General features: G+C 50.8%; 26 protein-coding genes and 1 tRNA gene. 21 read left to right on the forward strand and 6 right to left on the reverse strand.

Annotated features, from left to right (window positions below; all coding sequences use genetic code 11):
- Positions 1 to 222: 222 nt before the first annotated feature.
- Positions 223 to 1185, reverse strand: coding sequence for a LysR family transcriptional regulator (locus tag AC1MDE_RS05975; protein ID WP_480344379.1), 963 nt, complete (start codon positions 1183 to 1185; stop codon positions 223 to 225).
- A 216-nt stretch (positions 1186 to 1401) separates the two neighbouring features.
- Between AC1MDE_RS05975 and AC1MDE_RS05980 the strand changes: the two genes are divergently transcribed.
- From AC1MDE_RS05980 to AC1MDE_RS06030, 11 genes are all read left to right on the forward strand, one after another.
- On the forward strand, positions 1402 to 2796 hold the full coding sequence (locus AC1MDE_RS05980) for an MFS transporter (protein WP_479414337.1): 1395 nt from the start codon (positions 1402 to 1404) through the stop codon (positions 2794 to 2796).
- Positions 2797 to 3335: 539 nt separating this feature from the next.
- Positions 3336 to 3875: a fimbrial protein gene (locus AC1MDE_RS05985; RefSeq protein ID WP_479414336.1), complete on the forward strand. Its 540-nt coding sequence runs from the start codon at positions 3336 to 3338 to the stop codon at positions 3873 to 3875.
- A 71-nt stretch (positions 3876 to 3946) separates the two neighbouring features.
- Positions 3947 to 4498 (forward strand): fimbrial protein, encoded by a 552-nt coding sequence (locus tag AC1MDE_RS05990; protein ID WP_480344380.1) that lies wholly within the window; start codon positions 3947 to 3949, stop codon positions 4496 to 4498.
- A 14-nt stretch (positions 4499 to 4512) separates the two neighbouring features.
- Positions 4513 to 7035, forward strand: coding sequence for an outer membrane usher protein (locus AC1MDE_RS05995; protein WP_479414334.1), 2523 nt, complete (start codon positions 4513 to 4515; stop codon positions 7033 to 7035).
- 38 nt (positions 7036 to 7073) lie between these two features.
- Positions 7074 to 7850, forward strand: coding sequence for a fimbria/pilus periplasmic chaperone (locus AC1MDE_RS06000; RefSeq protein WP_479399555.1), 777 nt, complete (start codon positions 7074 to 7076; stop codon positions 7848 to 7850).
- A gap of 15 nt (positions 7851 to 7865) precedes the next feature.
- The gene (locus AC1MDE_RS06005; protein WP_479399557.1) at positions 7866 to 8486 is read left to right on the forward strand and encodes a fimbrial protein; all 621 of its coding nucleotides are present in this window, start codon (positions 7866 to 7868) and stop codon (positions 8484 to 8486) included.
- Positions 8479 to 8997 (forward strand): fimbrial protein, encoded by a 519-nt coding sequence (locus AC1MDE_RS06010; RefSeq protein ID WP_058959285.1) that lies wholly within the window; start codon positions 8479 to 8481, stop codon positions 8995 to 8997. The genes AC1MDE_RS06005 and AC1MDE_RS06010 overlap by 8 nt, the downstream gene beginning before the upstream one ends.
- 10 nt (positions 8998 to 9007) lie before the next feature.
- Positions 9008 to 9493 carry a fimbrial protein gene (locus tag AC1MDE_RS06015; protein ID WP_072226486.1) on the forward strand — a complete coding sequence of 162 codons (486 nt, stop codon included), beginning with the start codon at positions 9008 to 9010 and terminating at the stop codon, positions 9491 to 9493.
- Between the two features lie 9 nt (positions 9494 to 9502).
- Positions 9503 to 10042: a fimbrial protein gene (locus tag AC1MDE_RS06020; protein ID WP_480344381.1), complete on the forward strand. Its 540-nt coding sequence runs from the start codon at positions 9503 to 9505 to the stop codon at positions 10040 to 10042.
- Positions 10039 to 10806: a hypothetical protein gene (locus tag AC1MDE_RS06025; RefSeq protein ID WP_153012253.1), complete on the forward strand. Its 768-nt coding sequence runs from the start codon at positions 10039 to 10041 to the stop codon at positions 10804 to 10806. The genes AC1MDE_RS06020 and AC1MDE_RS06025 overlap by 4 nt, the downstream gene beginning before the upstream one ends.
- Positions 10807 to 11001: 195 nt before the next feature.
- Positions 11002 to 11325 carry a gamma-glutamylcyclotransferase family protein gene (locus AC1MDE_RS06030; protein ID WP_058959282.1) on the forward strand — a complete coding sequence of 108 codons (324 nt, stop codon included), beginning with the start codon at positions 11002 to 11004 and terminating at the stop codon, positions 11323 to 11325.
- On the opposite strand, the gene AC1MDE_RS06035 is transcribed toward AC1MDE_RS06030, so the two are convergent.
- Positions 11317 to 12270: a hypothetical protein gene (locus tag AC1MDE_RS06035; RefSeq protein WP_480344382.1), complete on the reverse strand. Its 954-nt coding sequence runs from the start codon at positions 12268 to 12270 to the stop codon at positions 11317 to 11319. The two genes, AC1MDE_RS06030 and AC1MDE_RS06035, sit on opposite strands and share 9 nt — an antisense overlap.
- Before the next feature lie 292 nt (positions 12271 to 12562).
- Here AC1MDE_RS06035 and AC1MDE_RS06040 point away from each other — a divergent pair, with 292 nt between their 5' ends.
- The 6 genes from AC1MDE_RS06040 (at position 12563) to AC1MDE_RS06065 (ending at position 18997) form a co-directional block, all read left to right on the forward strand.
- Positions 12563 to 12868, forward strand: coding sequence for a PTS sugar transporter subunit IIB (locus AC1MDE_RS06040; protein ID WP_160832993.1), 306 nt, complete (start codon positions 12563 to 12565; stop codon positions 12866 to 12868).
- A 61-nt stretch (positions 12869 to 12929) separates the two neighbouring features.
- A complete protein-coding gene (locus AC1MDE_RS06045; protein WP_034823342.1) occupies positions 12930 to 13271 on the forward strand; it encodes a PTS lactose/cellobiose transporter subunit IIA in 342 nt (113 codons plus the stop codon).
- Positions 13264 to 14580 carry a 6-phospho-beta-glucosidase gene (locus AC1MDE_RS06050; protein ID WP_058959280.1) on the forward strand — a complete coding sequence of 439 codons (1317 nt, stop codon included), beginning with the start codon at positions 13264 to 13266 and terminating at the stop codon, positions 14578 to 14580. The genes AC1MDE_RS06045 and AC1MDE_RS06050 overlap by 8 nt, the downstream gene beginning before the upstream one ends.
- A 193-nt stretch (positions 14581 to 14773) precedes the next feature.
- Positions 14774 to 16126: a PTS cellobiose transporter subunit IIC gene (gene celB, locus AC1MDE_RS06055; protein WP_058959279.1), complete on the forward strand. Its 1353-nt coding sequence runs from the start codon at positions 14774 to 14776 to the stop codon at positions 16124 to 16126.
- A 200-nt stretch (positions 16127 to 16326) separates the two neighbouring features.
- The gene (locus tag AC1MDE_RS06060; protein WP_480344383.1) at positions 16327 to 16944 is read left to right on the forward strand and encodes a glutathione S-transferase family protein; all 618 of its coding nucleotides are present in this window, start codon (positions 16327 to 16329) and stop codon (positions 16942 to 16944) included.
- 10 nt (positions 16945 to 16954) lie between these two features.
- On the forward strand, positions 16955 to 18997 hold the full coding sequence (locus AC1MDE_RS06065) for an FAD-binding oxidoreductase (RefSeq protein ID WP_480344384.1): 2043 nt from the start codon (positions 16955 to 16957) through the stop codon (positions 18995 to 18997).
- 62 nt (positions 18998 to 19059) lie between these two features.
- Here AC1MDE_RS06065 and ymcF read toward each other — a convergent pair whose 3' ends face one another.
- Positions 19060 to 19278, reverse strand: a complete 219-nt coding sequence (ymcF, locus tag AC1MDE_RS06070; RefSeq protein ID WP_480344385.1) for a cold shock small protein YmcF — start codon at positions 19276 to 19278, stop codon at positions 19060 to 19062.
- Positions 19214 to 19426 (reverse strand): transcription antiterminator/RNA stability regulator CspE, encoded by a 213-nt coding sequence (cspE, locus tag AC1MDE_RS06075; RefSeq protein ID WP_072226484.1) that lies wholly within the window; start codon positions 19424 to 19426, stop codon positions 19214 to 19216. The genes ymcF and cspE overlap by 65 nt, the downstream gene beginning before the upstream one ends.
- A gap of 172 nt (positions 19427 to 19598) precedes the next feature.
- Here cspE and AC1MDE_RS06080 point away from each other — a divergent pair, with 172 nt between their 5' ends.
- A complete protein-coding gene (locus AC1MDE_RS06080) occupies positions 19599 to 19751 on the forward strand; it encodes a hypothetical protein (RefSeq protein ID WP_167347091.1) in 153 nt (50 codons plus the stop codon).
- 33 nt (positions 19752 to 19784) lie between these two features.
- On the opposite strand, the gene AC1MDE_RS06085 is transcribed toward AC1MDE_RS06080, so the two are convergent.
- Entirely contained in the window at positions 19785 to 19952 is a 168-nt protein-coding gene (locus tag AC1MDE_RS06085; protein ID WP_064511320.1) for a YhfL family protein, read from the reverse strand.
- Positions 19953 to 20452: 500 nt separating this feature from the next.
- Between AC1MDE_RS06085 and AC1MDE_RS06090 the strand changes: the two genes are divergently transcribed.
- Positions 20453 to 20974 carry a DUF2778 domain-containing protein gene (locus AC1MDE_RS06090; RefSeq protein WP_058959275.1) on the forward strand — a complete coding sequence of 174 codons (522 nt, stop codon included), beginning with the start codon at positions 20453 to 20455 and terminating at the stop codon, positions 20972 to 20974.
- Positions 20975 to 21221: 247 nt separating this feature from the next.
- Positions 21222 to 21713 (forward strand): Hcp family type VI secretion system effector, encoded by a 492-nt coding sequence (locus AC1MDE_RS06095; protein WP_034823348.1) that lies wholly within the window; start codon positions 21222 to 21224, stop codon positions 21711 to 21713.
- Between the two features lie 268 nt (positions 21714 to 21981).
- On the opposite strand, the gene AC1MDE_RS06100 is transcribed toward AC1MDE_RS06095, so the two are convergent.
- Positions 21982 to 22057: transfer RNA gene (locus AC1MDE_RS06100), tRNA-Phe, on the reverse strand.
- A 194-nt stretch (positions 22058 to 22251) separates the two neighbouring features.
- On the opposite strand from AC1MDE_RS06100, the gene AC1MDE_RS06105 reads away from it, so the two are divergent.
- Positions 22252 to 23574 carry a methyl-accepting chemotaxis protein gene (locus AC1MDE_RS06105; protein ID WP_479399573.1) on the forward strand — a complete coding sequence of 441 codons (1323 nt, stop codon included), beginning with the start codon at positions 22252 to 22254 and terminating at the stop codon, positions 23572 to 23574.
- Positions 23575 to 23651 lie beyond the last annotated feature (77 nt).

Genomic DNA, 23651 nt, shown 5'->3' on the forward strand with positions numbered 1-23651 from the left:
ATTTGACCAATGGATTTCTTATATCTTATGCCGAAAAAGTTATAAGCGTTGAAAATGAAGGGATTCGCCGCGCCTGATAAATAAGGAAGCCGCTGTGCTATATCCTGCCGCTGTAGCGTAATAGGGCTATTGCGTGCCTTAATGCATTCGGTTCAGATGCGTAGAGATACGCTTCATTTCTAATTGAAGCGCTAATGCTGTTGGATGAACTCAATTGCCCCGCTATGACTCCTGGTTTATCACTCGCATGATGCGCGGATGTTCACTGGCAGGCAGACGTTCAAACCCTGGCAGCAGCTGAGCAGCGGCGTCTGCCAGCGCTTCCACCAGTGCCTGGGCGGCGCTGGAAATCTGCCGGCCTTGCGGCGTGATCACGCCAAAGAAGTAAGGGATGTCTTCCTGAATCGGACGAATCGCCACACCGGCCAGCGGCATGCCCCAGCCGGTGACCGGTTCGAGGATCGCCACGCCCAATCCGGCACGCACGCAGCCCAGAATATTCGCCGAGGAGTTGGTTTCGATGGTTTCCAGCAGAGGGGCTTTGACTTTCTTCAGCGCTTTTTCGTAACGACCACGCAGGCGTTGCGGACTCCATGGCGCAATCAAACGGCGTCCAGCAAGCTGGCTCAGCGAGATCGTACTGTGTGCCGCCAGCTCATCCTCTTCTGGCAAGGCAATCACGCACTGAGATTGCCCAATCCAGTGCAACTCCACCGCATGATGCTCCAGCGGCAAGCTACATAATCCAATATCGGCTTCAGCGGTGATCACCGCATGCGCGGTCTGCTCCGCCGATTCGCTGATAATCTGCACTTTGTTTTGCAGGTTCAATGCCGCCAGCGCCTGGGGCAGCAACCCGGCGGCCAATGCAGGCGTGGCGGCAATACTGAGTGGGCGATGCTGCTGATGGGCGATCTCTTGTGCGCGCAAGCGGATCTGTTGCAGCGACAGCAGGGCTTTCTGCACATACTGATGCAGCTGCAACGCCTCTTCCGAGGGATGAATACGCGGACCATTGCGGATAAACAGCGGATAACCCAGCGACTGCTCCAACTCCTGAATCAGGCGGGAGACGGCGGGCTGCGAGCGGTTTAGTGCTTTGGCGGCCGCCGTCACGCTGCCCGCCGAAATCACCGCCGAGAAGGCTTCCAGCTGACGCAGGTCGAGGTCATTTAACAGAGTCATCGCGTGGTTACTTCCCTAACTCATTGATCGTTCCCGACAATCATGCGGGAAAAAATCCATCATAGAGAGAGTCTGTGTAATTCGCTACTGCGGAGACAGTAATATCAAATCCGTAACGACCGGATTTTATAACGCTAAACTTGCACAGAAAACAATTGCGCCCGAAACTATTCTTTCCCTAATCCTGATTCGCATGGAAGATAAAGGAATGGCGTTATGACGCAAAATGGCATCTCAGCCAACCGCACTCTGCTGCTTGCACTGCTGGTCGCAGTCACCTTCTTTATGGAAAACCTTGATGCCACCGTCATTACCACTGCCATTCCCCAAATGGCACACGATTTCGCCGCCAGCCCGGTGGCGCTTAACGTGGGTGTCAGCGCTTATTTGTTAGCCGTGGCGGTAGGCATTCCCATGAGCGGCTGGCTAGCGGAGCGCTACGGTGCGCGCAACGTGTTTGCCTGTGCCATCCTGATTTTTACTGTCGCATCAATACTATGTGGACTCAGCGATACTCTACCGATGTTTGCGTTAAGCCGGGTATTGCAGGGCATTGGCGGTGCCATGATGGTGCCGGTGGGCCGCATGGTGGTGTTACGTGTGACCGAAAAAAAAGACATGGTGAAAACCATCGCCTTTATTACCTGGCCGGGTTTGATCGCGCCCGTGCTTGGTCCGCCGCTTGGAGGTTTGATTGTCACTTACGGCCACTGGCCATGGATCTTCTGGCTCAATATCCCGCTCGGAATTATCGCCATTATCGCCACCGTTTATTTGGTACCCCAGTTCAAAGCTGAGCAAACACGTCGATTTGATGTGCGCGGGTTTGTGCTAACCGCTACCGCCTGCACCGCACTGATTATCTCCTTGGAAGCGCTCGGACAAATGCATCTTAGCCTTGGCATTCCATTACTGTTACCTGGAGTTCTGTGCAGCGTTCTGGCCTATCGCCATAGCTTCAGCCATCCACAACCGCTGCTGCCGTTCAGTGCGATGACCATTAATACCTTCCGAAATGCTGTTGTCGGCGGTTCACTGTTTCGTGCTTCGATAAACGCCGTGCCATTTCTGCTTCCTCTCCTATTCCAACTTGGCTTTGGCTGGAGTGCTGCGCAGGCAGGTGCCATGGTGCTGTGGGTATTTGCCGGCAATCTGGCAATGAAACCCGCGACTACCTGGTTGATGAAACGCTTTGGCTTCCGTCGGGTATTGATGGTGAACGGCGTCATCAGCCTGGCAGCGATGTTGGGCTGCTTGCTACTCAGCCCTTCACTTGGCTACTTCGCGATTGCCGCCATTCTGTTTATTGGCGGCTTGTCTCGGTCGCTGCAGTTTAGCTGCTACAACAGTTTAGGTTTTGCCGATGTACCACAGACGAAAATGAGTGATGCCTCCGTGGTGTTCAGTATCTTCTTCCAGTTCAGCATGAGTGCCGGTATTGCGCTGGCCGCCCTGTTCTTGCGCGGAGCAATGCTCTGGCACCAGCATGCCGCCATTGAACAGAATGACATTCACATCGCATTTGCGGGTGTGGCTTTATTGGTGTTGATGTCGCTGTTTGATGTATGCCGGCTGGAAAAAAATGCCGGTGCACAGGTGCTGAGCCGATAACAACAAAACTGCCCGCGCGGATAATGGCGTGGGCGACTTTATTCATGGCTAGCTGGTCAGGAGAGTCATAGATTGTTAATAAACATTGTTAACTGTTCTCGGAATATTTCCAACGCGGCTCACATTAACCGCTATCTCGCGATGTTATAGTTTTTATCAATTGGAATAAAAGGTCATTTAGATTAATTCGTCGAGAACCTGTTTCTCCCTACCTCTTATCACTTCCTTTGTAATGCATACCTGACAAACAGCCCATTCACTCACTACACCATCAGAAAATAAATCTTATTTTCATAAAACCACTCGGTATTCATAATGTTTCCCAACAACGCCAATAAAAAGAATCAAAAGGCGAAGCGATAATGAATCATGCAGTTTGAATCTGCATATTCCAGGAGCACCTGATAGCAGTGTGTAAATACTGAAATCTCTTCAAACCAGAGAAGTAATTCATTGCTTTAACGCCTGATGGGATTTCAGTTTAAGCATATTTCTTACAAAAGAAGAAATATGGGTACAAACCAAATGGAAGATATTAAATGAAAAAGTGTATTATCGCCCTTTCTGTATTAAGCCTGTTTACCGCATCCTCTGTCTACGCTGCAGGTGGCACCGGTAAAGTGACCTTCACTGGTTCTATTATTGATGCACCTTGCTCGATTGCACCGGGTTCATTAGATCAAACCGTTCCGCTGGGTGCCATTTCCAATGTGGCACTGGCCGCGAACGGAAATACCGGTTCATCAACTCCCAAGCCTTTCCATATTGAACTGGAAGATTGCGTCATCACCACACCAGGCACCAAAGATAAAGTCAGCGTCACCTTTACCGGAGCAGCCTCTCCACATGACTCTGATAGCCTTGCTCTGGTCGGTGGTGATGCCAGTGGAGCATCTATCGTCCTGACTGATGGTGATGGTGTGAAAGTCAAACTGAACACTGCGTCCACTGGCCAGACCGTTATCAACGGCAATAACACCCTGACCTTCGCTGCTCGCGTTCAGGGCGGTGGTGCAGCAGCGACTATCGTACCGGGTACCTTCCAGGTGCCAGCGAACTTCGTACTGAACTACAACTAATCAATAACGCTTTTACTAACCTGCGGTTTATCTGCCGCAGGTTTTTCTCTCCTCTATTCCGGAGTGCGTCGATGTTTTTTAAGTCATTTCTTTCACGATATTCGGCCGTCTTTTTTTTGTTTTTAGGTGTTTTGCTAATAACAAAAACATCAGTTGCAAATACTGAAGGATTAGGTCGCGTGAATATGACAGGCTCAATAGTTGAGACACCTTGCGCAATTGAAGTCGGCGATCGCGACCAGACCCTTTTTATGGGAAATCATCCTGTCAGCAACATCATTCGGGAAGGGCAAGGACCAAAGAAAGAGTTTTCCATTCGCTTATTTGGTTGCACCCTCACCCGATTAGATCCCAGTAAACCTGACTGGAAAAATTTTAAAGTCATGTTCGATGGTGAGGAAGATAAAGGCCATTTCAAAACTTCAGGTATGGCCAGCGGTGTCGCGGTAAGAATCAGTGACCATGTGGGCAACATAGCATCACCGGGCGTACATCTGCCTGAAAGAGATCTCATGGCAGATAACATGCACCTTAAATACACACTGAACTTAGTCGGCAATCAGGAAATATTACGAGCTGGCGATCACCAATTAACGATTCGATTCAGAATAGATTATAACTAATGAGGCTCGCGATCATGCTGTTATGCCTTCCGCGTCAAGCGGCTTCACTCTTATGTTTTACCGCCATTGGGACAATCTTATTCATCGGAAAGCTGACATCATCGATTGCAGCTAACGAAGTGCAGTTCAATACGGATGTTCTCGATCTTAAAGATCGCAGCAATATCGATCTCAGCCAGTTTTCACGTAAAGGTTTTATTCTGCCCGGGACTTATTCCCTGTCTATCAACCTGAATGCCATCCCTCTTTCCGAGAGACAAATTCATTTCTATCCTTCCGAACAGGATGCCAATGAAACGGTTGCCTGTGTGACCCCCGAAATGTTGCCGCAATTTGGACTCAAGGATTCATCTTTAGCCAAACTCACATGGTGGCGGGATGGACAGTGCCTTGCGCTGGAAAGCATTCCAGGGATGGAGGTGCGCGGTGATTTAGGCAAATCGACGCTGTTCGTAAGCATTCCGCAAGCTTACCTCGAATACAGCAGCCCTTATTGGGATCCCCCCGCTCGCTGGGAAGAGGGGATTTCCGGCGCCCTGTTTGACTACAACCTCAACCTACAAACCTTGCAACAAAACGGCGCGGGCGGTGGAAGTGGCACCAATTTGTCAGGCAATGGTACCAGCGGTGCGAATTTCGAAGCATGGCGATTGCGCGCAGATTGGCAGACGCGTTATGACCGCCGCAGCGGCAAGAACCATGAGGAAGATACCCATAACTGGGACTGGAGCCGATTCTATGCCTATCGCGCCCTGAGTAAAATCGGCGCAAAGTTCAGTTTGGGTGAAGATTATCTCAGCTCTTCTCTTTTCGATAGCTTCCGTTACACAGGTCTAAGTCTGGTATCAGATGACAATATGTTGCCACCCAATCTGCGCGGCTATGCTCCGGAAGTCAGCGGTGTGGCAAAAAGCAATGCGAAGATCATCATCAGCCAGCTGGGCCGCATCATTAAAGAAGTGCAGGTCGCGGCCGGTCCCTATCGTATTCAGGATCTTGATAGCGCCGTTTCCGGCACTCTTGATGTTCGTGTGGAAGAGCAGGATGGCAGCATCACACAGTATCAGGTGAGTACCGCAACCATCCCCTATCTGACCCGCCCTGGCCAGATACGCTACAAAACAACCATCGGAAAACCCAGCGACTGGAAGCACCGAGTGGAAGGCCCTCTGTTCGCTGCCGGAGAGTTTTCCTGGGGGATCAGCAACGGCTGGTCGCTTTATGGCGGAGGAATGGGTGGCGAGGAATATAACGCGCTATCGATGGGGATTGGTCGAGATCTCCTGTCATTAGGCGCGCTGTCAACGGATGTCACGATGTCGCGGGCTAAAGCCCCTAATCAGGACGTTCAACGTGGTGGTTCTTATCGCCTGAGTTATGCCAAACGCTTCGAAAATACAGGCAGCCAGGTCACATTTGCCGGCTACCGTTTCTCAGACAGTGGTTTTCGCTCAATGGCCGAATATCTGGATTCCCTGGACGGCGAAATCAGTGCTGGCCGCAGCAAAGAGATGTACACCATCTCGCTTAACCAGCAATTTGAATCGCTGAATCTGACAGCGTATTTGAATTACAACCATCAGACCTATTGGAATCAGGCTGCTAACGATCGTTATGACCTGTCACTCTCACGCTATTTCGATCTGGGCCGATTTCGAAATCTCAGCCTTTCACTGACGGCGTACCGTAACAAATTTAATAACACCAATGACGACGGTATGTATATGTCGCTGTCACTGCCGTGGGGTGAGTCTGGCACAGTGAGTTACAACGGGTCTTATGCCAAAGGCGATAACCGTCAGAGTGTCAGTTATTACAGCCGTGTAGGCGAGGCCGATTCTTATCAGGTGAGTACAGGTGTTGCACGCCAGGGTGCCGATCTGAGCGGCTATTACACCCATAACGGTACTCTCGCACAGATAAATGGCTCGGCGAGTTATCGCGAGGGCCAGTACAGCGCACTCGGGGTTTCAGTTCAGGGTGGTGCCACACTTACCCCACAGGGTGGTGCATTCCATCGCGGCGGTATTTTAGGGGGGACTCGTATGCTGGTTGATACCGATGGAATTGCAGGCGTGCCTGTCGGCGGATACAGCAATCCCGTCTATACCAATAATTCTGGCAAAGCCGTGGTGAGCGATATCAGCAGCTATTATCGCAACAGTGTGCGCATTAATGTCGATAAGTTGGCGGATAACGTAGAAGTTCCACAATCCGTGGTTCAGGGAACGTTAACTGAAGGGGCAATTGGTTATCGAAAATTCAATGTCATTGCTGGTGAGAAAGCAATGGCAATGATACGGCTGTCCGATGGTTCCGCTCCGCCTTTCGGCGCCACCGTTTTAAATATGAAGAATCAGGAAGCGGGTATCGTCAATGACGATGGCAATGTCTACCTAAGTGGAATCAACTCAGGTGAAACAATGATGGTGCGCTGGAATGATGAAGAGCAGTGCAAGATATCTTTACCTGAAATTCTGCCCTCAAACATGATGAACAATATTTTACTTCCTTGCGAAAAAATATCGCGATCATAAACACGTATGCGCCAGCAAAATTACTTATCGGAAAAAAAATGAAAGCAAAAAAATGGTTTAACATTATAACTGCAACTACATTGACTCTTGTTGCTCATTCCGTCTCTGCGGCTATTTCACTGGACAGGACACGCGTGATATTCCCCGGATCAGAGAAGTCCGTCAGTTTAACAGTGAGTAATCAGAACACTGAATTGCCTTATTTAGCACAAGGCTGGCTTGAAGACGAACAAGGTGAAAAGCTGAATGCGAATAGCCCGCTCACGGTTGTGCCGCCGGTACAACGCATCGAACCTAAAGCCGAAAGCCAGGTAAAAGTTCAGGCACTATCATCCTCTGACGCATTTAAAAAATTGCCACAAGATCGGGAATCACTGTTTTATTTTAATCTGCGCGAAATTCCGCCTAAAAGCGATAAGCCGAATGTGTTACAGATTGCACTACAAACACGCATCAAACTTTTTTATCGCCCGGCCTCACTAGCAGAGGCAGCGGCTGCACAGCATGCGTTGCCTTTTCAGGAGAAAATTACGCTGAGTAAAAGCGGTGATAAATATACCGTCATCAACCCCACGCCTTATTACATCACGTTGATTGGTGCCAGCGCCAAAAAAGAGGGTGATGTCATTAAAGGATTTGATGCACTGATGATTTTACCTAAAAACCAGGCTGTATTGGGCGGCAGCGCGGCAGCACTGGGTGCTACGCCAGTATTGGTCTACGTCAATGATTACGGCGGCCAGACAGCACTGACCTTTAAATGCAGCGGCAATGTTTGCAGTGTCGATACCAGCAAGCGCGCAACGCCAAAATAATCAGGAAATGAACTCATGAAAAAAATAGTTTTTAGGGCGCGCACAACTTTGGTTATCAGGAAGTTACAAGGCCCAGCGCTCCTGACTGGCTCACTGTTATTCTCATCTCTGGCACAGGCAGGATTTACTGATGGTCTGGTGGATGGCAATTACGGCGTTATCCGTGCTCATGGGACGTTAACTGAAAGTGCATGTCGGTTGGATATGCGGTCGGCTGACCAATCTGTTTCTTTAGGCAATGTCGCCACGGGTGACTTACAGCGTTCAGGTGATAACGGCAATTTGATCCCTGTTGCGCTGTACTTACATGACTGTTTACGCACTTCTTCTGCAAATCACGATGTCAGAGGCAATCTTGCATGGAGTGCCAGTCAGCCTGCGGTGTCATTCACCTTCACCGCGATTGAAGATCCCGTAAATCCGCAATTAATTAAAGCTCAGGGTGTTGAGGGTATGGGGCTGCGTTTAAAAGACGCGCACCGCAACAACGTTGTGCTGGGACAAAAAGGAAAGCCGCTTTTATTAACCCCGGCCAACAATGTCGTGATTTATTACATTGCCGCTGAACGTACCCGCGACGCGCTGCGTGCGGGAAGTTATTGGGCTAACGTCAACTTCAGGTTGAATTATGATTAATAAAAACGCATTGAATTATCCAAGACCAGGTTTCACCTGGAAGTGCGTGGCTGTATTCATTGCAATGATGTGTGTTAACCATTCAGCCCGGGCGTTTTCTGTTGGTATCACAGTAAAAGGTAAAGTATTCGCTCCACCTTGTATCATTAACGGTAAGCGAGACATTCCAATAGATTTCGGCAGCGACATTATTATAGGACGAATCGACAGTCAGATTTACGAAAAGCCAATTCCATATGTCTTAGATTGTTCAGCGGCAACGTCCAACGCGCTGAAAATGCAGCTTAGAGGTACGGGAGCCTCATTTGATGGCACGCTATTAAGCACGAGTAAATCTAATCTGGGCATAATGCTAAAGAGTGATGGTGGAAAATTAACCTTGAATAGCTGGAAAAATTTCACCAACCCTGCCCGACCTGCTCTAAGCGCTATGTTGGTGAAAAATGGTAGCGGTACGGTAACGGGAGGTAACTTCACTGCGACCTCGACTTTATTAGTTGAATATCAGTGAGAGGTTGGAAATGAAGAAAAGGACACCAACACTTAAATATTTAGCGATAAATCTATGCTATCTCTGGTTAAACCTGCCTGCTGCTTCAGCAGTAAATGTTAACTTCCAGGGGAGATTGGTTGAGTCTATCCCTTGTGAAATCAATAGCGGTGGATTGATCGAAGTCGATTTTGACAACGTGATTATTAGAGGAATTGACGGTGATAAATATCGCCGCCCAGTGCCCTATTCTGTTCATTGCAGCGGTACGGGTAGTGTCAGGCTCAGTATACAAGCCACGGCCGTTAGCTTTGATAATACTGCCGTGGTAACTAATAAAAGTGGATTAGGCATACGCATTGAACAAAATGGTACACCAATGCGGTTGAACCAGTTCATTCCCATCAATCTAACCCGACCGCCCACATTAACCGTGGTTCCTGTGGCGAATCCCGCTTCACTTCCGGATGAGGGTGCTTTTGTTGCCCGGGCCACCATCATATCGGATTACCAATAGGCGAGCGTAATGAAATACAGAATACTTCCCTTGGGATATATAGTTATGCTTGCTGGCCTTTTGTTTTTGACACTGCCGGCCAAAGCAGCAGAAAACTTAATTATGCGTGGTACATTAGTGGCAGCACCTTGTTTTATTCGCCCTGGTGATGACCTGATTAAACTGGATTTTGAAGAGGTGATCGACAAATTCCTTTATCGCTACAAACGTACACCCAGCCGACCGCTACGTATTCATCTCGAAGATTGTGATATCAGCGTGTTCAAAGGGGTGAAGGTGACGTTTCAAGGCATTGAAAATACAGCACTACCCGGCATGTTGAAGCTTGATGCCGGAAGTATGGCAAAAGGCGTGGCTGTGGGCCTGGAAAATCAGGATGGCAGCCCGCTAAAAGTTAATGTGGCAAGCCCAACGGTGGCATTACAAGCGGGCGATATGGCACTCGGGTTCCAAGCCTATGTTCAGGGTGAGCCAGATGCATTAATTAACAGACGCATTGGTCATGGTCAATTTACGGCCACTACCACTTTTATTCTGGATTACTTATGATTAAAAAAATTATCAAAATTAAACCCTTATTAATACTGGCTGGATTATTTACCTGTCCAGCCAGCGCTGTCATATTAGTGCAAAACTTCACCCAAATTGGAAGTAGCATATCAGGAACAGCACAGGATAATGGTATTCCCTATTCTGCAGCCAGTAACTGTGGCGATAATGGCATGGGGGGATATTTCAGCTGCGATTATGGCGTGGCATTGTTCTACTATTATGGTGGCGTAAGGACTGCAATCGCAGCATCTGGGTTAGTCACTCCTTATAAAACCTCAGAAGATGCTCGACAAGCCTGGCTAAGAAGATATGGGAGTAGTGTGCCAGTCAGAATAACTTTGCCGGCAGGAGGGTCTGACCCTGTACTTTGTTTTGGGTATAGACGACTTGGAGGAGGATTTGTGGAGTCGCAGTGTCTTTCAACCCCAGTTCGCCCACCACCACCTCCTCCAACTTGCTCCGGAAGTGCCGGCACTATTGATTTTGGCAGCCTTCAGCAAGATAAATACAGTGGTGTTGGAAAAAACACCTCGATTAATATTTATTGTTCTGGCGCAGCCACAATCCGCTTCAGATCAGGTAATAATGTTTCACTGAATAATGGAACGAGCGCAACATTAAAATTCAATGGCGTTTCACAAGGCAGCAATTTCTACATGAGAGCAGGTAACAATTCGGTCACAGTGGATGCCACTTTAAGTGGCACACCATCATTAGGTGATTTTACCGGCAGCTCTACCGTTATTTTGGATGTTCTTTAACGTTAAAAATAGCAGCGGTTAAAAAACTTATTGGCCGCTGCTAGCACATTAGGGCATTTCTCTAATGTTTAATTAACCCCTGCTTCTGTAACGTCCAGTTTACTTAGACACTACTTTTCATCTCAATCATCACCATTGGCTAACCTCACCTCTCGCGCTAAATTCAAAGCCTTTCCCTTATTACTGAGGTAGTTAATGCACAGTCTTTTCGTTTACGGCACGCTCGGTCCAGGCCGTCCTAATGCGCATATCATGGAAAATATTGGCGGAAGCTGGCAGCAAGGTTATGTGCTGGGCAATCTGCATGAAGCGGGCTGGGGCGCAGCGATGGGTTTTCCCGGCATTGAACTCACTGCCGAAGGCACGCAGGTTAACGGCTTTGTCTTCAGTTCGGATAACCTTTCCGCGCACTGGTCGATGCTTGATGAGTTTGAGGGCGAAGGCTATCAGCGTGTGCCAGTTGAAGTGATGCTGCAAGATGGCAGCACCCTGATATCAGAAATCTACGCGCTAAAATGACGTAAGCGCCGTTTCCAGCCGATCCAGCGCGCAGAGAATGCCATAGCTGCGCGCCTGCTGTTCATCCGGCAGCGGTAACCAAATATCAGCCTGACTCGCCAGATCCAGCTTCGATGGACAAACGGCAATCACTGGCGTTTTTTGAATATGTGCATGATGCACAGCGCTGAGCACGCTGCTGTTCACCGCATCCGGCGCGAGAATCAGCAGTAAATCATCCGGCTGCAATCGGCTCAGCGTCATACGCAGCAGGTTATCGTCCTGAATCCATGCCAGCGCCAGACCTGTCGCCGTTAATCGCTGGTGTACTTCAGCCACCAGCGGCGTAGTCTGCCCTGCCGCACCAATCAACAACACGCTGCGAGCTTTACCTAACATTCGTGCCGCCCGCTCCCAGGTCGCTGTTTCAGCCAATGACCACTGCTGGGCTAACGCCTGATGAATCGCCTCCAGCTGCGGAATACCCTGCGCGGTTGGGGTTGAAGGCACCGAACTGGCACGCGCCAGCCGCATACGCAATTCGCGAATATCTTCACAACCCACAGAACGCGCAAAGCGGGTAATGGTGGCCGCACTGACTTCGGCGCGCCCGGCTAATTGCTCGATGGTGGCCGAGGCGGCAAACGCGATATCGTTAAGAATTGCCAGCGCCACACGATTTTCCTGCTGGCTCAGCGATGACTGGCGCTGCCGGATGACATCGAGAAATGCCCCTTCCTGCTGTCCTGCTTTGCGCACCTGATGCAGGAAATCATCCAGATCGCGACAGCCTGCCGATACCGCAAAGCGGCGCAGGACTTCAGGACTCACCCCTGCCTGCGTTGCCAGACTTTCCATTGTCGCCTGCGCGCTGACATGCAGGTTTTCCAGAATAAAACGCGCCAGCTTAGATTCCGGCGCATCCGCGCGTGCCGACTGCTGCCGCAATTGCCAGACAATATCCATCCGCTCACCACATCCTCTCGTTGCGAACATCCATCATGCATGAAAATATTTTTCAGTGTGAGTTTTTTTTCAGCAATTCCACCACTACCAGCGTTAAAAACCGCTTATGTTAACGATAAATTACAGCACCGATCACAGTCGTGAAAAATATTTTCACAAACATTCATAGGATAAGTCATTAATTTTAAATCGTTAATTATTCATTCATCAGAAAACCGTCTGTCCGGAGGGTATTTACATCGTCTTCAACACGGGTCTTTAATGGCCCCGACAAATCACAGGAGGAAATCATATGCGTATCGTACTTTGCTGTGCTGCAGGGATGTCCACCAGCATGCTGGTCAACAAAATGCAGAGCGCTGCTCAGGGGCGCGGGCTGACGATTGATATCAAAGCGGTGCCGGTAGCGGAATTCGAACGCATCCTGCCGGATGCCGACGTGGTGCTGCTCGGCCCGCAAGTGAAGTTTGAAGCCGCCCGCCTGACTGCCATCGCCGAGCCACAGGGCAAAGCTGTCGCCGTCATCGACATGATGGATTACGGCATGATGCGTGGCGAACAGGTGCTGGATACCGCCCTGGCGTTGCACACCTCGTAATACCTCCGTTTTACCCAAACTGACCGAAATAAACACGGCCTTGTGCTGTGGGGGATTCTGCATGTCCGAAGAAGTGGTTATCGAGTTTGAAGAACAAATCATGCTGCTGCTGGTACAGGCCGGTGCCGCTCGCAGTGCAGCACTGAGCGCCCTGCGATTAGCGCGTGAAGGCCAGTTTGCTGCTGCCGAGCAACAGCTTATGGCTGCCAAAGAGAGCGTCAATGGCGCTCATCAGCAGCAAACGGCATTGATCAGTCTCGATGAAGGCAGCGGCAAACTGCCCGTCACCCTGATTTTGGTACATGCCCAGGATCACCTGATGAACGCCATGCTGGTGCAGGATCTGGCGGGCGAAATCATTGAACTCTACCGCCGCACTGCGGCAGGAGGAACCGATGCTTAAGATAGCCATTATTGGTGGTGGCAGCAGCTACTCACCGGAACTGGTCGAAGGGATTATCAACCGTTACGCGCAGTTGCCGGTGACTGAACTGGCCCTGGTGGATGTGGAATCGGGTCGTGAGAAAGTGAATGTCATTGCCGATCTCACCCGCCGTATGCTGCAGCAGAATGGCTTAGAACAGGTCAAAGTCAGCGTGCACTTTGAGCTGGATGATGCCATCCGTGGTGCCAGCTTTGTGCTAACCCAGCTACGTGTCGGCCAACTGGCGGCGCGCGCAGCCGATGAACGCCTTGGCCTGAAATACGGTCGTCTCGGCCAGGAAACCACCGGCGTCGGCGGTTTTGCCAAAGCGCTGCGCACCATTCCGGTGATGCTGAACGTGGCGCGTAAAGTGGAAGAACTGGCGCCCGATGCCTTTATCATTAACTTCACCAATCCCGCCGGGATCGTCACTGAAGCGGTATCGCGTTATAGCAACGCCAAAATCATCGGCCTGTGTAACGTGCCGGTGAATATGCATCATATGATTGCCGGTATGCTCGACGCGCCATGGGATGATGTGCAGTTGCGCTTTGCCGGGCTCAATCATCTGGTGTGGGTGCATCAGGTGACTTGCCGTGGCGAAGATGTCACCAAACAGGTGATTGAACAGCTGTGCGATGGCCAGTCGCTAACCATGAACAACATCAAAGATATGCCATGGTCTCCGCAGTTCCTGCGTGCGCTCAACGCCATTCCCTGCCCGTATCATCGCTATTACTGGCAGACGCCGCAGATGCTGGCCGAAGAGCAGGAGAAAGCTAAAAACGGTCATGAAGGCACCCGCGCTGAGCAAGTGATGAAGGTTGAAGCGGAGCTGTTCGCGCTGTATGCCGATCCGCATCTGGCGCACAAACCGGAGCAACTGAGTTTCCGCGGTGGCGCCTATTACTCTGAAGTGGCGGTCGAGCTGATCAGCGCGATTCACAACAACAGTGGCAAGAATCTGGTGGTGAACTGCCGCAATAACGGCGCGATTCACGGCCTGCCCGATGACGCGGTGGTGGAAGTGAACTGCCTGGTAGATGCTCAGGGCGCGCACCCGTTAGTGTTTGGCGAGTTGCCACCGTTGATGAACGGCCTGACACAGCAGATTAAAGCTTTCGAGCGCTTAACCATCGAAGCTGCGGTACACGGCGATCGTAATCAGGCATTGCTGGCGCTGCTGGGCAATCCGCTGGTCGGCGATGTCGCGACAGCAGAAGCCCTGTTGGAAGAAGTGTTAACGCTGAACAAGCCGTGGTTGCCGCAGTTCTCATCGGCTCAATAGCGCCGTAACGGTGCAATCGCGAGAATGCGGCTCCAGATATGCCCGATAAACCGTGCCGCTGCGCAATTGAGGGCATCTGGCAATGTCAGGTCACCTGCACCAACGCTAACAGCGCGAATTATCCGCCGCTAGCGTTGGTGCAAATGGACCGCTTATTATCATTTTGTTGCGCCATTGAGCCTGAGGAGGCCCTGTGTCCAACCGTACTCTTATTGAACGTTATGTGTTGCCCGCAGCGCTGAAAGTCGCCGGACAAAAGCATGTGCTCTCGGTGCGTGACGGCATCATTCTCAACATGCCGTTTATGCTGATTGGCAGTTTCTTCCTGATCTTCGCCTACCTGCCGATTCCGGCGTGGGGCCATTTGATGGCGGATCTGTTTGGCGACACCTGGCGCAACAAACTGCTCTATCCGGTGCGCGCCACCTACGACATCATGGCGCTGATCTCCAGCTTCGGCATCGCCTATCGTCTGGCGGAGAAATACCGCACGCTGGATCCGCTTACCAGCGGCGCCATGGCGTTAGTGGCTTTTGTGATGACCATTCCGCAGCAGACCCTGTTTGCCCCAGTCGAAAATGCACCCGCACAGCTGGTAACCGGCGTCCTGCCGATCTCGATGATTGGCAGCCAGGGCTTGTTCGTGGCCATTGTGATTGCGCTGATGTCGACGGAGATTTATCGCTTCGTCCATAGCCGCAATCTGGTGATCAAGATGCCGGAAGGCGTGCCGCCTGCGGTGGCAAAATCCTTCCTCGCACTGGTGCCGGGCTTCTGCGTGCTGGCGGTGGTGCTGATCATCCGTCTGGCAGTGGAAGCCTCGCCGTTTGGCGACATCAACAACCTGATCGCCACCGTGATTGGATTGCCGATGCACCACGTCGGCGGCACGCTGCCGGGCATGATCTTCTCGGTGCTACTGATTGGCATTCTCTGGACGCTGGGGTTGCACGGCGATGCCATTGTACTGGTGTTCATCCAGCCGGTCTGGCTCTCCAACATGAGTGAAAACCTCGAAGCGTTCCAGCATAACCAGCCGATCCCGCACATCTTTACGCAGCAGTTTTATGATCTGTGGATAGCGCCTGGCGGCACCGGTGCTTTGCTGGGTCTGGTGATCTTTATGCTGATCCGCTCTCGCAGCCGCCAGATGAAACAGCTGGGTAAGATTGCCGGACCTGCCGCGCTGTTCAACATCAGCGAGCCGTTGGTGTTTGGCATTCCGCTGGTGATGAACCCGTACCTGTTCCTGCCGTTTATTCTCACCCCGGTGGTGCTGGTGATTGTCTCCTGGGCGGCCATGACGACCGGATTCGTCGCGCCGCCCGCCGGGATCGCATTACCGTTTACCACGCCGATATTTGTCAGCGGCTATCTGGCAACTGGGGGGCACATTTCCGGCACGGTGTTACAGGTGGTTAACCTGGCGATCTCGATGGTGATTTACTATCCGTTCTTCCGCATCTGGGATCGCTTGAAACATCGCGAAGAGCAGCAAAGCGAGCAGCAAGCTCAGGCTGTGACAGGAAGTGCAGTGGTTTCATAGTTCCCGGCTAACCCATGCGCGGCGGCGCTGCAAAAGAGTTTCAACGCTTTTGCAGGACCGCCGTACATCAACCCCGCCCCCATTCTTCCATTTTCCGCAATAATGACTTCGCAAACCCGGCTATTCTGCCGCACCACAGGCTGTGCCAACCTTTAGACAGGGTTCGGGATCATCCCGGCCACCACTAAAGGACACTAATTATGAAACTCTACCACTTCCCGCTTTCTGGCCATGCGCACCGTGCTCGTCTGTTCCTGTCCCTGCTCGACCTGCCACACGAGGTGATTGATGTTGACCTCGCTAACGGTGAACACAAATCCCCGGCGTTTCTCGCCATCAACCCGTTCGGTCAGGTGCCGGTGCTGGAGGATGACGGCGTGTATATCTCCGACTCCAACGCCATCCTGGTTTATCTGGCGAAAAAATCAGGCCGCAGTGAGTGGTTGCCTGAAGATGCACTGGGTGCGGCGCAGGTGCAGCGCTGGTTGTCTGTCGCGGCAGGTGAACTGGCTTATGGCCCTTGCGCGGCACGCTTGATTACCGTGTTTGGTCGCCCGTTCAACCCTGACGAAGTGATCGCCCGTGCGCACACCATTTTGGCGTTAATGGATAAACATCTTACCGGGCGTGAATGGCTGGTCGGCGATCGCCCGACCATCGCGGATATCGCGCAGTACAGCTACCTGATCGGCGCGCCGGAAGGCAATGTGGATCTCTCTGGCTATCCGGCGGTCAATGCGCTGTTACGCCGTATTGAAGCGTTGCCGGGCTTTGTTCCCTTCCCGCAAACCGCTGCCGGTCTGCGCAGCATCGCGTGAGTTAACTATCATGGGCGAGAAACTTCCGGTATGGCATGCAGGTGAAATAGCCCTGCAACAACAGGCGGGCGTTGCCGAACGCATGGCGGAAGTCGGCCAGCGCGTGATTCGCGACTACATGCCCGATCAGCACCGTGACTTCTACGCACAGCTACCGTTTATCGTAGTGGGCAGCGTGGATGGGCAAGGCGATGCCTGGGCCACGCTGCTGGAAGGCCAACCCGGTTTTATCTTCTCGCCGAATGCCACCACGCTGGATATTGCCGCCCAGCCGGATCCCCGCGATCCCGCTGCTGCCGGGTTCACTGACGGCGCATCGGTTGGCCTGCTCGGCATTGAGTTACACACCCGTCGCCGCAACCGTATGAATGGCGTGCTGAGCGCCATTGGTGGCGGCTTTCGGGTGCAGGTGGAGCAGAGTTTCGGCAACTGCCCGCGCTATATCCAGCTGCGCGATTTCCGCTTTGCTCGTTCGCCCGATGAGCCGGCTATTGGTGAGGTTGAAGTGCTCAGCACGCTCGATGAGGCGGCCCGCAACACCATCGCCACCGCCGATACGTTTTATGTCGCGACTTATGCCGAGCATCAGGTTGATGCTTCGCATCGCGGCGGCAAACCCGGTTTTGTGCGTGTGGATGACGATGGCCTGCTGACCATTCCCGATTTTAACGGCAACCTCTTCTTTTCCACGCTCGGCAACATCCACCAGAACGGGAAAGCCGGGCTGCTGTTTATCGATTACCACAGCGGCGATACGCTGCAAATGACCGGCGATGCCAGCGTGATCCTCGACTCGCCGGAGATCGATGCATTCCAGGGCGCCGAACGGTTGTGGACATTCCGCCCGCGCCGCATCGTGCGACGTCATGCCGCTCTCGCCTTGCGCTGGGAAACGGAAGCAGGCGGTATCTCACTGGCGTCAGAAATGACGGGTGACTGGCAATCGGCTGCCGAACGCCTGCGCGCTAACGAACTGGCGCGACGCTGGCGGCCTTTTAGGGTGACGAAGATTGTCGATGAGAGCGCATCGATTCGCTCGTTTCATCTGATGCCAGATGATGGCGCCGGTTTGCTGGCGTATCAGGCAGGACAGCACTTGCCGATTCGCGTGCAGTTGCCTGGTACAGACAAACCGCTGATTCGTCACTACACCCTGTCGGTTGCGCCGTCGGACGGTTTTTATCGCATCAGCGTCAAACGCGATGGCGTGGTCTCGCGCTATCTGCACGATCATCTACAGGTTGGCGACAGTCTTGAAACGCGAGCGCCAGCCGGTGATTTCACTATCAATGCGCAAGAGACACGCCCAGCGGTTTTAATTGCGGCGGGCGTCGGCATCACCCCGATGCTGGCGATGCTGCGCCATCTGGTTTATGAAGGACGCCGCAAACAGCGTATGCGCCCTACTTACTTTATCCAGTCCGCGCGCAACAAAGCGGAACGCCCGTTTGTACGTGAACTGGATGCATTGCTGGCGGCCTCACAAGGCGCATTCAAACTGGTGCGCGTGTTGAGCCAGCCGGACGGTGCCGAACAGGGATTCGATTACGATGTCTCCGGACGCATCGATATGGCGCTGCTTTCACAAGTGCTGCCCTTTAACGACTACGACTTTTACCTGTGCGGCCCGCCGCAGTTTACGCAGGCGTTATATGACGGGCTGCGCAGCTACAATATCGCCGATAAACGCATTCACGCCGAAGCCTTTGGCCCGTCCTCGCTGCAGCGCCGCATGGATGCGCAGCAAACAGAACAAACCTTACTTCCGATTTCGACGCAATCCATACCCGTGATGTTCATGAACTCAGCCAAAGAGGCGCGCTGGACGCCGAATAGCGGATCGCTGCTGGAACTGGCCGAAGCACGCGGTCTTAGCCCGGAATACAGCTGTCGTGAAGGACATTGCGGATCGTGCAAAACGAGGATTTTAAAGGGAGCGGTAACCTACCCGACTGCGCCGAGTGCCAGTGTGGCAGAGGGGGAGATATTAATCTGCTGTGCGCAGCCGGCACAGCAGAATGGCGATATCGAGCCGATTCAGCTCGAGTTATAACGCGGGATTGTCGTTCAGATACAGCGTAAGGACGTTACACGAAAAGTAGTGCAAACCTGCGTTTATGAAGCGATATTTTTATTCTCAATCATCATGGACTTGCAGAAAATGCAGGTCGCACCATGCGGATTTTTTTGGCTGACATCAAATACCGACTTGCGATATTGAGAACCCTGACACTGAGGGCATTTCATAAAAGTAGTGAACAAATTAATATTAGAGACCTGTAACATTGGTTGCTGAAGGGCCTTTCGGTCCATCTTGTACTGAGAATTCAACATGCTGACCCTCTTCAAGGGAGCGGAAATCACTACCGGTGATAGCAGAGAAATGTACGAAGACATCTTTGCTGCCATTTTCAGGGGTAATAAAACCGAAACCTTTTTCAGAATTAAACCACTTTACTGTACCGAGAATTTTATTAGACATAATTAATACCTTTTCTTTTGCCGTGAGGCTGAGTGAACTGAATCGCAGAGAAAAATCAGGACTGAGATAAAACTCAAAGAGAAAGGCTTATTTTCGGCACTGACGTAGATGAGAGATAAACTGTGAACTAACTTTGAAACTGTCTGCAAATCAGACTGGAGGTCATTTACGCATGTCTAATGCAACATTGCAAGACAAAAGAAAAATAAACTTTCCATTCTTAGGATTAACACTCTCAACATTAAATAAAAACCATTTAAAACAACACGATGTAATTTTATCTTTCGGATTTTTCAGGGGTTTTAGAGGTGTTGCGGCCAGTTAACTGCCGTGACTGGCCGCTAATCATCAATGCAGACTATTTATCTACTGGTCCACAACCGCCAATAATTTTCGAGATAGAAACAGCCGGATGAAGCAAATAATCGTAATCACAGTTTTTTTCTTTGTTATACACGCTTCCAGTACATCCAGACAGCAGAGCCACTACCGCAGCGGCAATTGAAAACTTAATGAGCTTATTCATAATAACGCATCCATTTGTTAAAAGTGTTTTTGAAGATGTTTAATTGCTGTTCTCGTGCACTTAACAAATTAATAAATCACAGAGAATAGCACGTAGCAGAACATAAGTACCTTACAGCGCTTATGCGATAAATTATTAATTAAAAACATAACTAAAGACAACATTACGAATTATCTGTTTATTATCATTATTAGATTAAATTTTTGTAGTGAAAGCCTTACAGGTTTTATAAATGTCAGGGTATCTTTCAGAATGACAACCTTAATTATCATTTAAAGAATTAATTACCACATTAGACAAACGGTCACGAAGGTGTTTAATCGACCCATTTGGTCATTCAAGAAAGACTGGCATCCAGAAGGAATATAGCCCCCAGGCCATCATATAATGTGGGCAACTACGCAAAATTGAAAGCATGCCATTATTATTACTAGCCCTGAAAATTCATCCTACGTAACATAACCCACAGTTATTACATGATTGTTAATTAGGGACAGGTAATGGCACTTCAGGGAACATTGATTCTAAATGGCGCAGATTATGTGCCTTTCAATCTTTACGGCGTTGGCGTTTTTATGCCGTTCTCAGGCAAAGGCGTTTACATGAACAACGCTGCATGTGGTGCAATTCCGAATGAAGGTCCAATACCACCGGGTAAGTACTGGATTGTAGAGCGTGGCAGTGGCGGCCTCTTATCAAGGTTAAAAGCAAAGTCCCAGGATTTCTATAACAGAATGTACGAAGGTGCTGAGTTTGACCGTGATGAATGGTTTGCTTTGTTCAGAGATGACTGGACTATTGATGATCACAGCTGGATTGATGGGGTCAAACGTGGATTATTCAGGCTACATCCGGGGCGTGTATCGGAAGGATGCATCACTTTAGTTCATAACTCCGATTATGCATTGATCCGTAATGCATTAATGCAGACTTCACCAATACGCGTTCCCTGCATGAAATCATTGATGGCACGCGGTTGGATTGAGGTAATTGCCAGTGGCAATAACAACACTTGCCCGTAAGATATGTAAAGTCATCTTCTATTTCGCTTTATCGTTGATCGTCGGGCGAACATTAGGTAGTCCTGAAATATGGTTTAATTATGCATGGGCAACCCGTATTGCACATTTTTTTTACGGAGATGGTGAGATTGGAGCAGACAACTTTTATGATTTATATTTCTACATCTCCGTGTTCTCAGTATTTTCTATCACTACGGCAATTTATATTTTAACAATGAAGTTACTACGAAAAATAAGGAGTAGTTAAATGCCAATCCCTCCGTACATGTGGCTCAAAGACGATGGCGGCGCAGATATTAGAGGCTCTGTTGATGTGCATGACCGTGAAGGTAGTATTGAAATCATCGGATTAAGCCACGGTATTAGCCTTCCGGTTGATACCGCCGCTGGAAAAATAACCGGCACACGCCAGCACTCATCAATGCGTATTGAAAAGGAAGTTGATAGTTCAACGCCCTATCTTTATAAAGCTTCAGCTACCGGGCAGACGCTGAAAAGTGCTGAAATTCGTTTTTACAATATTAGCGATGCTGGGCAAGAGGTCTGCTATTACACGGTTCTGCTGGAAAACGTGAAGATCACCAGCGTTCATTGTGGCGTACCCAATGTGAAATTGTCTGGTAACGACAAGATGAATCATTCGGAAAGCGTCAGCATGCAGTATGAGAAAATCACCTGGCGCATTGTGGATGGCAACATTCAATACGCCGATGCGTGGAACGAACGTCCTACAGCTTAACGCTGGCTTTGCGAGTGCTGCTGCTGGATCAAGGTAAGACACGTGGTGACGACATGCGAGGCCATCCACCGTGGAGATTACTGCCACGTAAATCAACGCGTTTGAAACGGCACCTGGCAAGCGCTCTGTATCTGGTGAGCTACTGCTGAGCATACCGTTAAAGCGCAGGCATCAAGATTAATGCTTTTGATGGCGCTGAAGACGTAAAGGTGTTTTAGAAACCCACAAAAGCAAAAACCCAGCCATAAAGGCTGGGTTTTCAGAATGTTGGTGCCCGGACGCGGAATCGAACCACGGACACGGGGATTTTCAATCCCCTGCTCTACCGACTGAGCTATCCGGGCAACGGGGCGCATTAAACCCTACTCAGGCCGCACCGTCAAACGCTTTTCAGCAAAAATCCGCTGACTGCTGGCTTTTACAGCAACCTTCAGACCATCCGGTAAAAAATTTCTGCAACTACCAACTTTAGTGGTGAATTTTTAACCGCACCCGCCGATAACCGATTTGACGACAAATTCCAATTATAAGGTCCACCATGTTTAGCACTATTACATCGGGAATCCTGTCACGCCTGGCGTGGCAGAAGCGCGCTCGCAGCAGCGCCACGCTCAGTTCGTTGCAGGAGGCGATTGCAATGGTTGAGTTTACGCCGGAAGGCCACATTCTCACCGCCAATGAACTGTTTCTGGAGCGCATGGGATACACGCTGAAGGAGATTGCCGGCCAGCATCACAGCATGTTTTGTACGGCTGATTTAGTCCAATCCCCGCAGTATCGCGATTTCTGGCGCCGCCTGAACCGGGGCGAAGGTTTCAGCGATAAATTCCTGCGCGTTGCCAAGCACAGCCGTCCCATCTGGCTGGAGGCTAACTATGTGCCGGTGCAGGATCGCAGCGGCCGGGTGATTAAAATCGTTAAGCTGGCGAGTGATATCACCGCACGGATTATTGATGCGCAAGAGCAGCGCGCTATGACCACCGCCATTGAACGTTCGATGGCGGTCATCGCCTTTAACCTCAAAGGCGAAGTGCTGATGACCAATGACAATTTCCTCAAAACCATGGGTTATCGCAGCGATGAGGTGATTGGCGTCCATCACAGTCAGTTCTGCCCGCCGCAGATGCGCAACAGTGACGAGTATCGCCGCTTCTGGCACAAGCTGAATCAGGGTGAATTTATCTCCGGCCAGTTTGAGCGCGTTAACAAGCTGGGACGCACCGTGTGGCTGCGTGCCACTTATAACCCGGTGTTTAACGAAGCGGGCGAACTGTACAAAGTGGTGAAATTCGCCACCGATGTGACTGCACAGGTGGAGAAGAACCATCTGGAGCGCGAGGCGGCACAGCAGGCATATCAAACTGCACTGCAAACCAGCGAGAGCACGCGCCTCGGTGCCACGGTGATTGAAAACAGTGTGCAAACCATCAATGAGCTGGCGGGCGAACTGCACGGTATTTCCGGCGATATCAGTAACCTCAGCGAATCCTCCGACCGTATTGGTGCGATTGTCGAGAGCATCCGCCGCATTGCCGATCAGACTAATCTGCTGGCACTCAATGCAGCGGTGGAAGCCGCGCGAGCGGGTCAGCACGGTCGTAGTTTTGCCGTGGTGGCTAACGAGGTGCGCACGCTGGCGGCAAACATCAACCGCGCGACTACCGAGATCGAGAATATGGTGCAGCATAACCATACTCTCGCCGAAAAAGCGTTAAAAGGCATCGAATCGAACCTGAAACGTGCCGATCAAGGCGTCGTGTTAGCCAAAGAAGCGGGTGGCGTGATCTCTGAGATTCGCGGCAGCTCCAGTGAAGTGGTGCGCGCCATCAGTCATGTGGCTGAGGCCTTGAAAGAAGAGTAATTTTTCCTGCTTTCTCTTCTTCTATTGCACTGCTGTGACATAAAACTGTCATGGCAGTGCAGTAATCTAGGATAAAT

It is taken from the genome of Pantoea folii, from assembly GCF_056678875.1.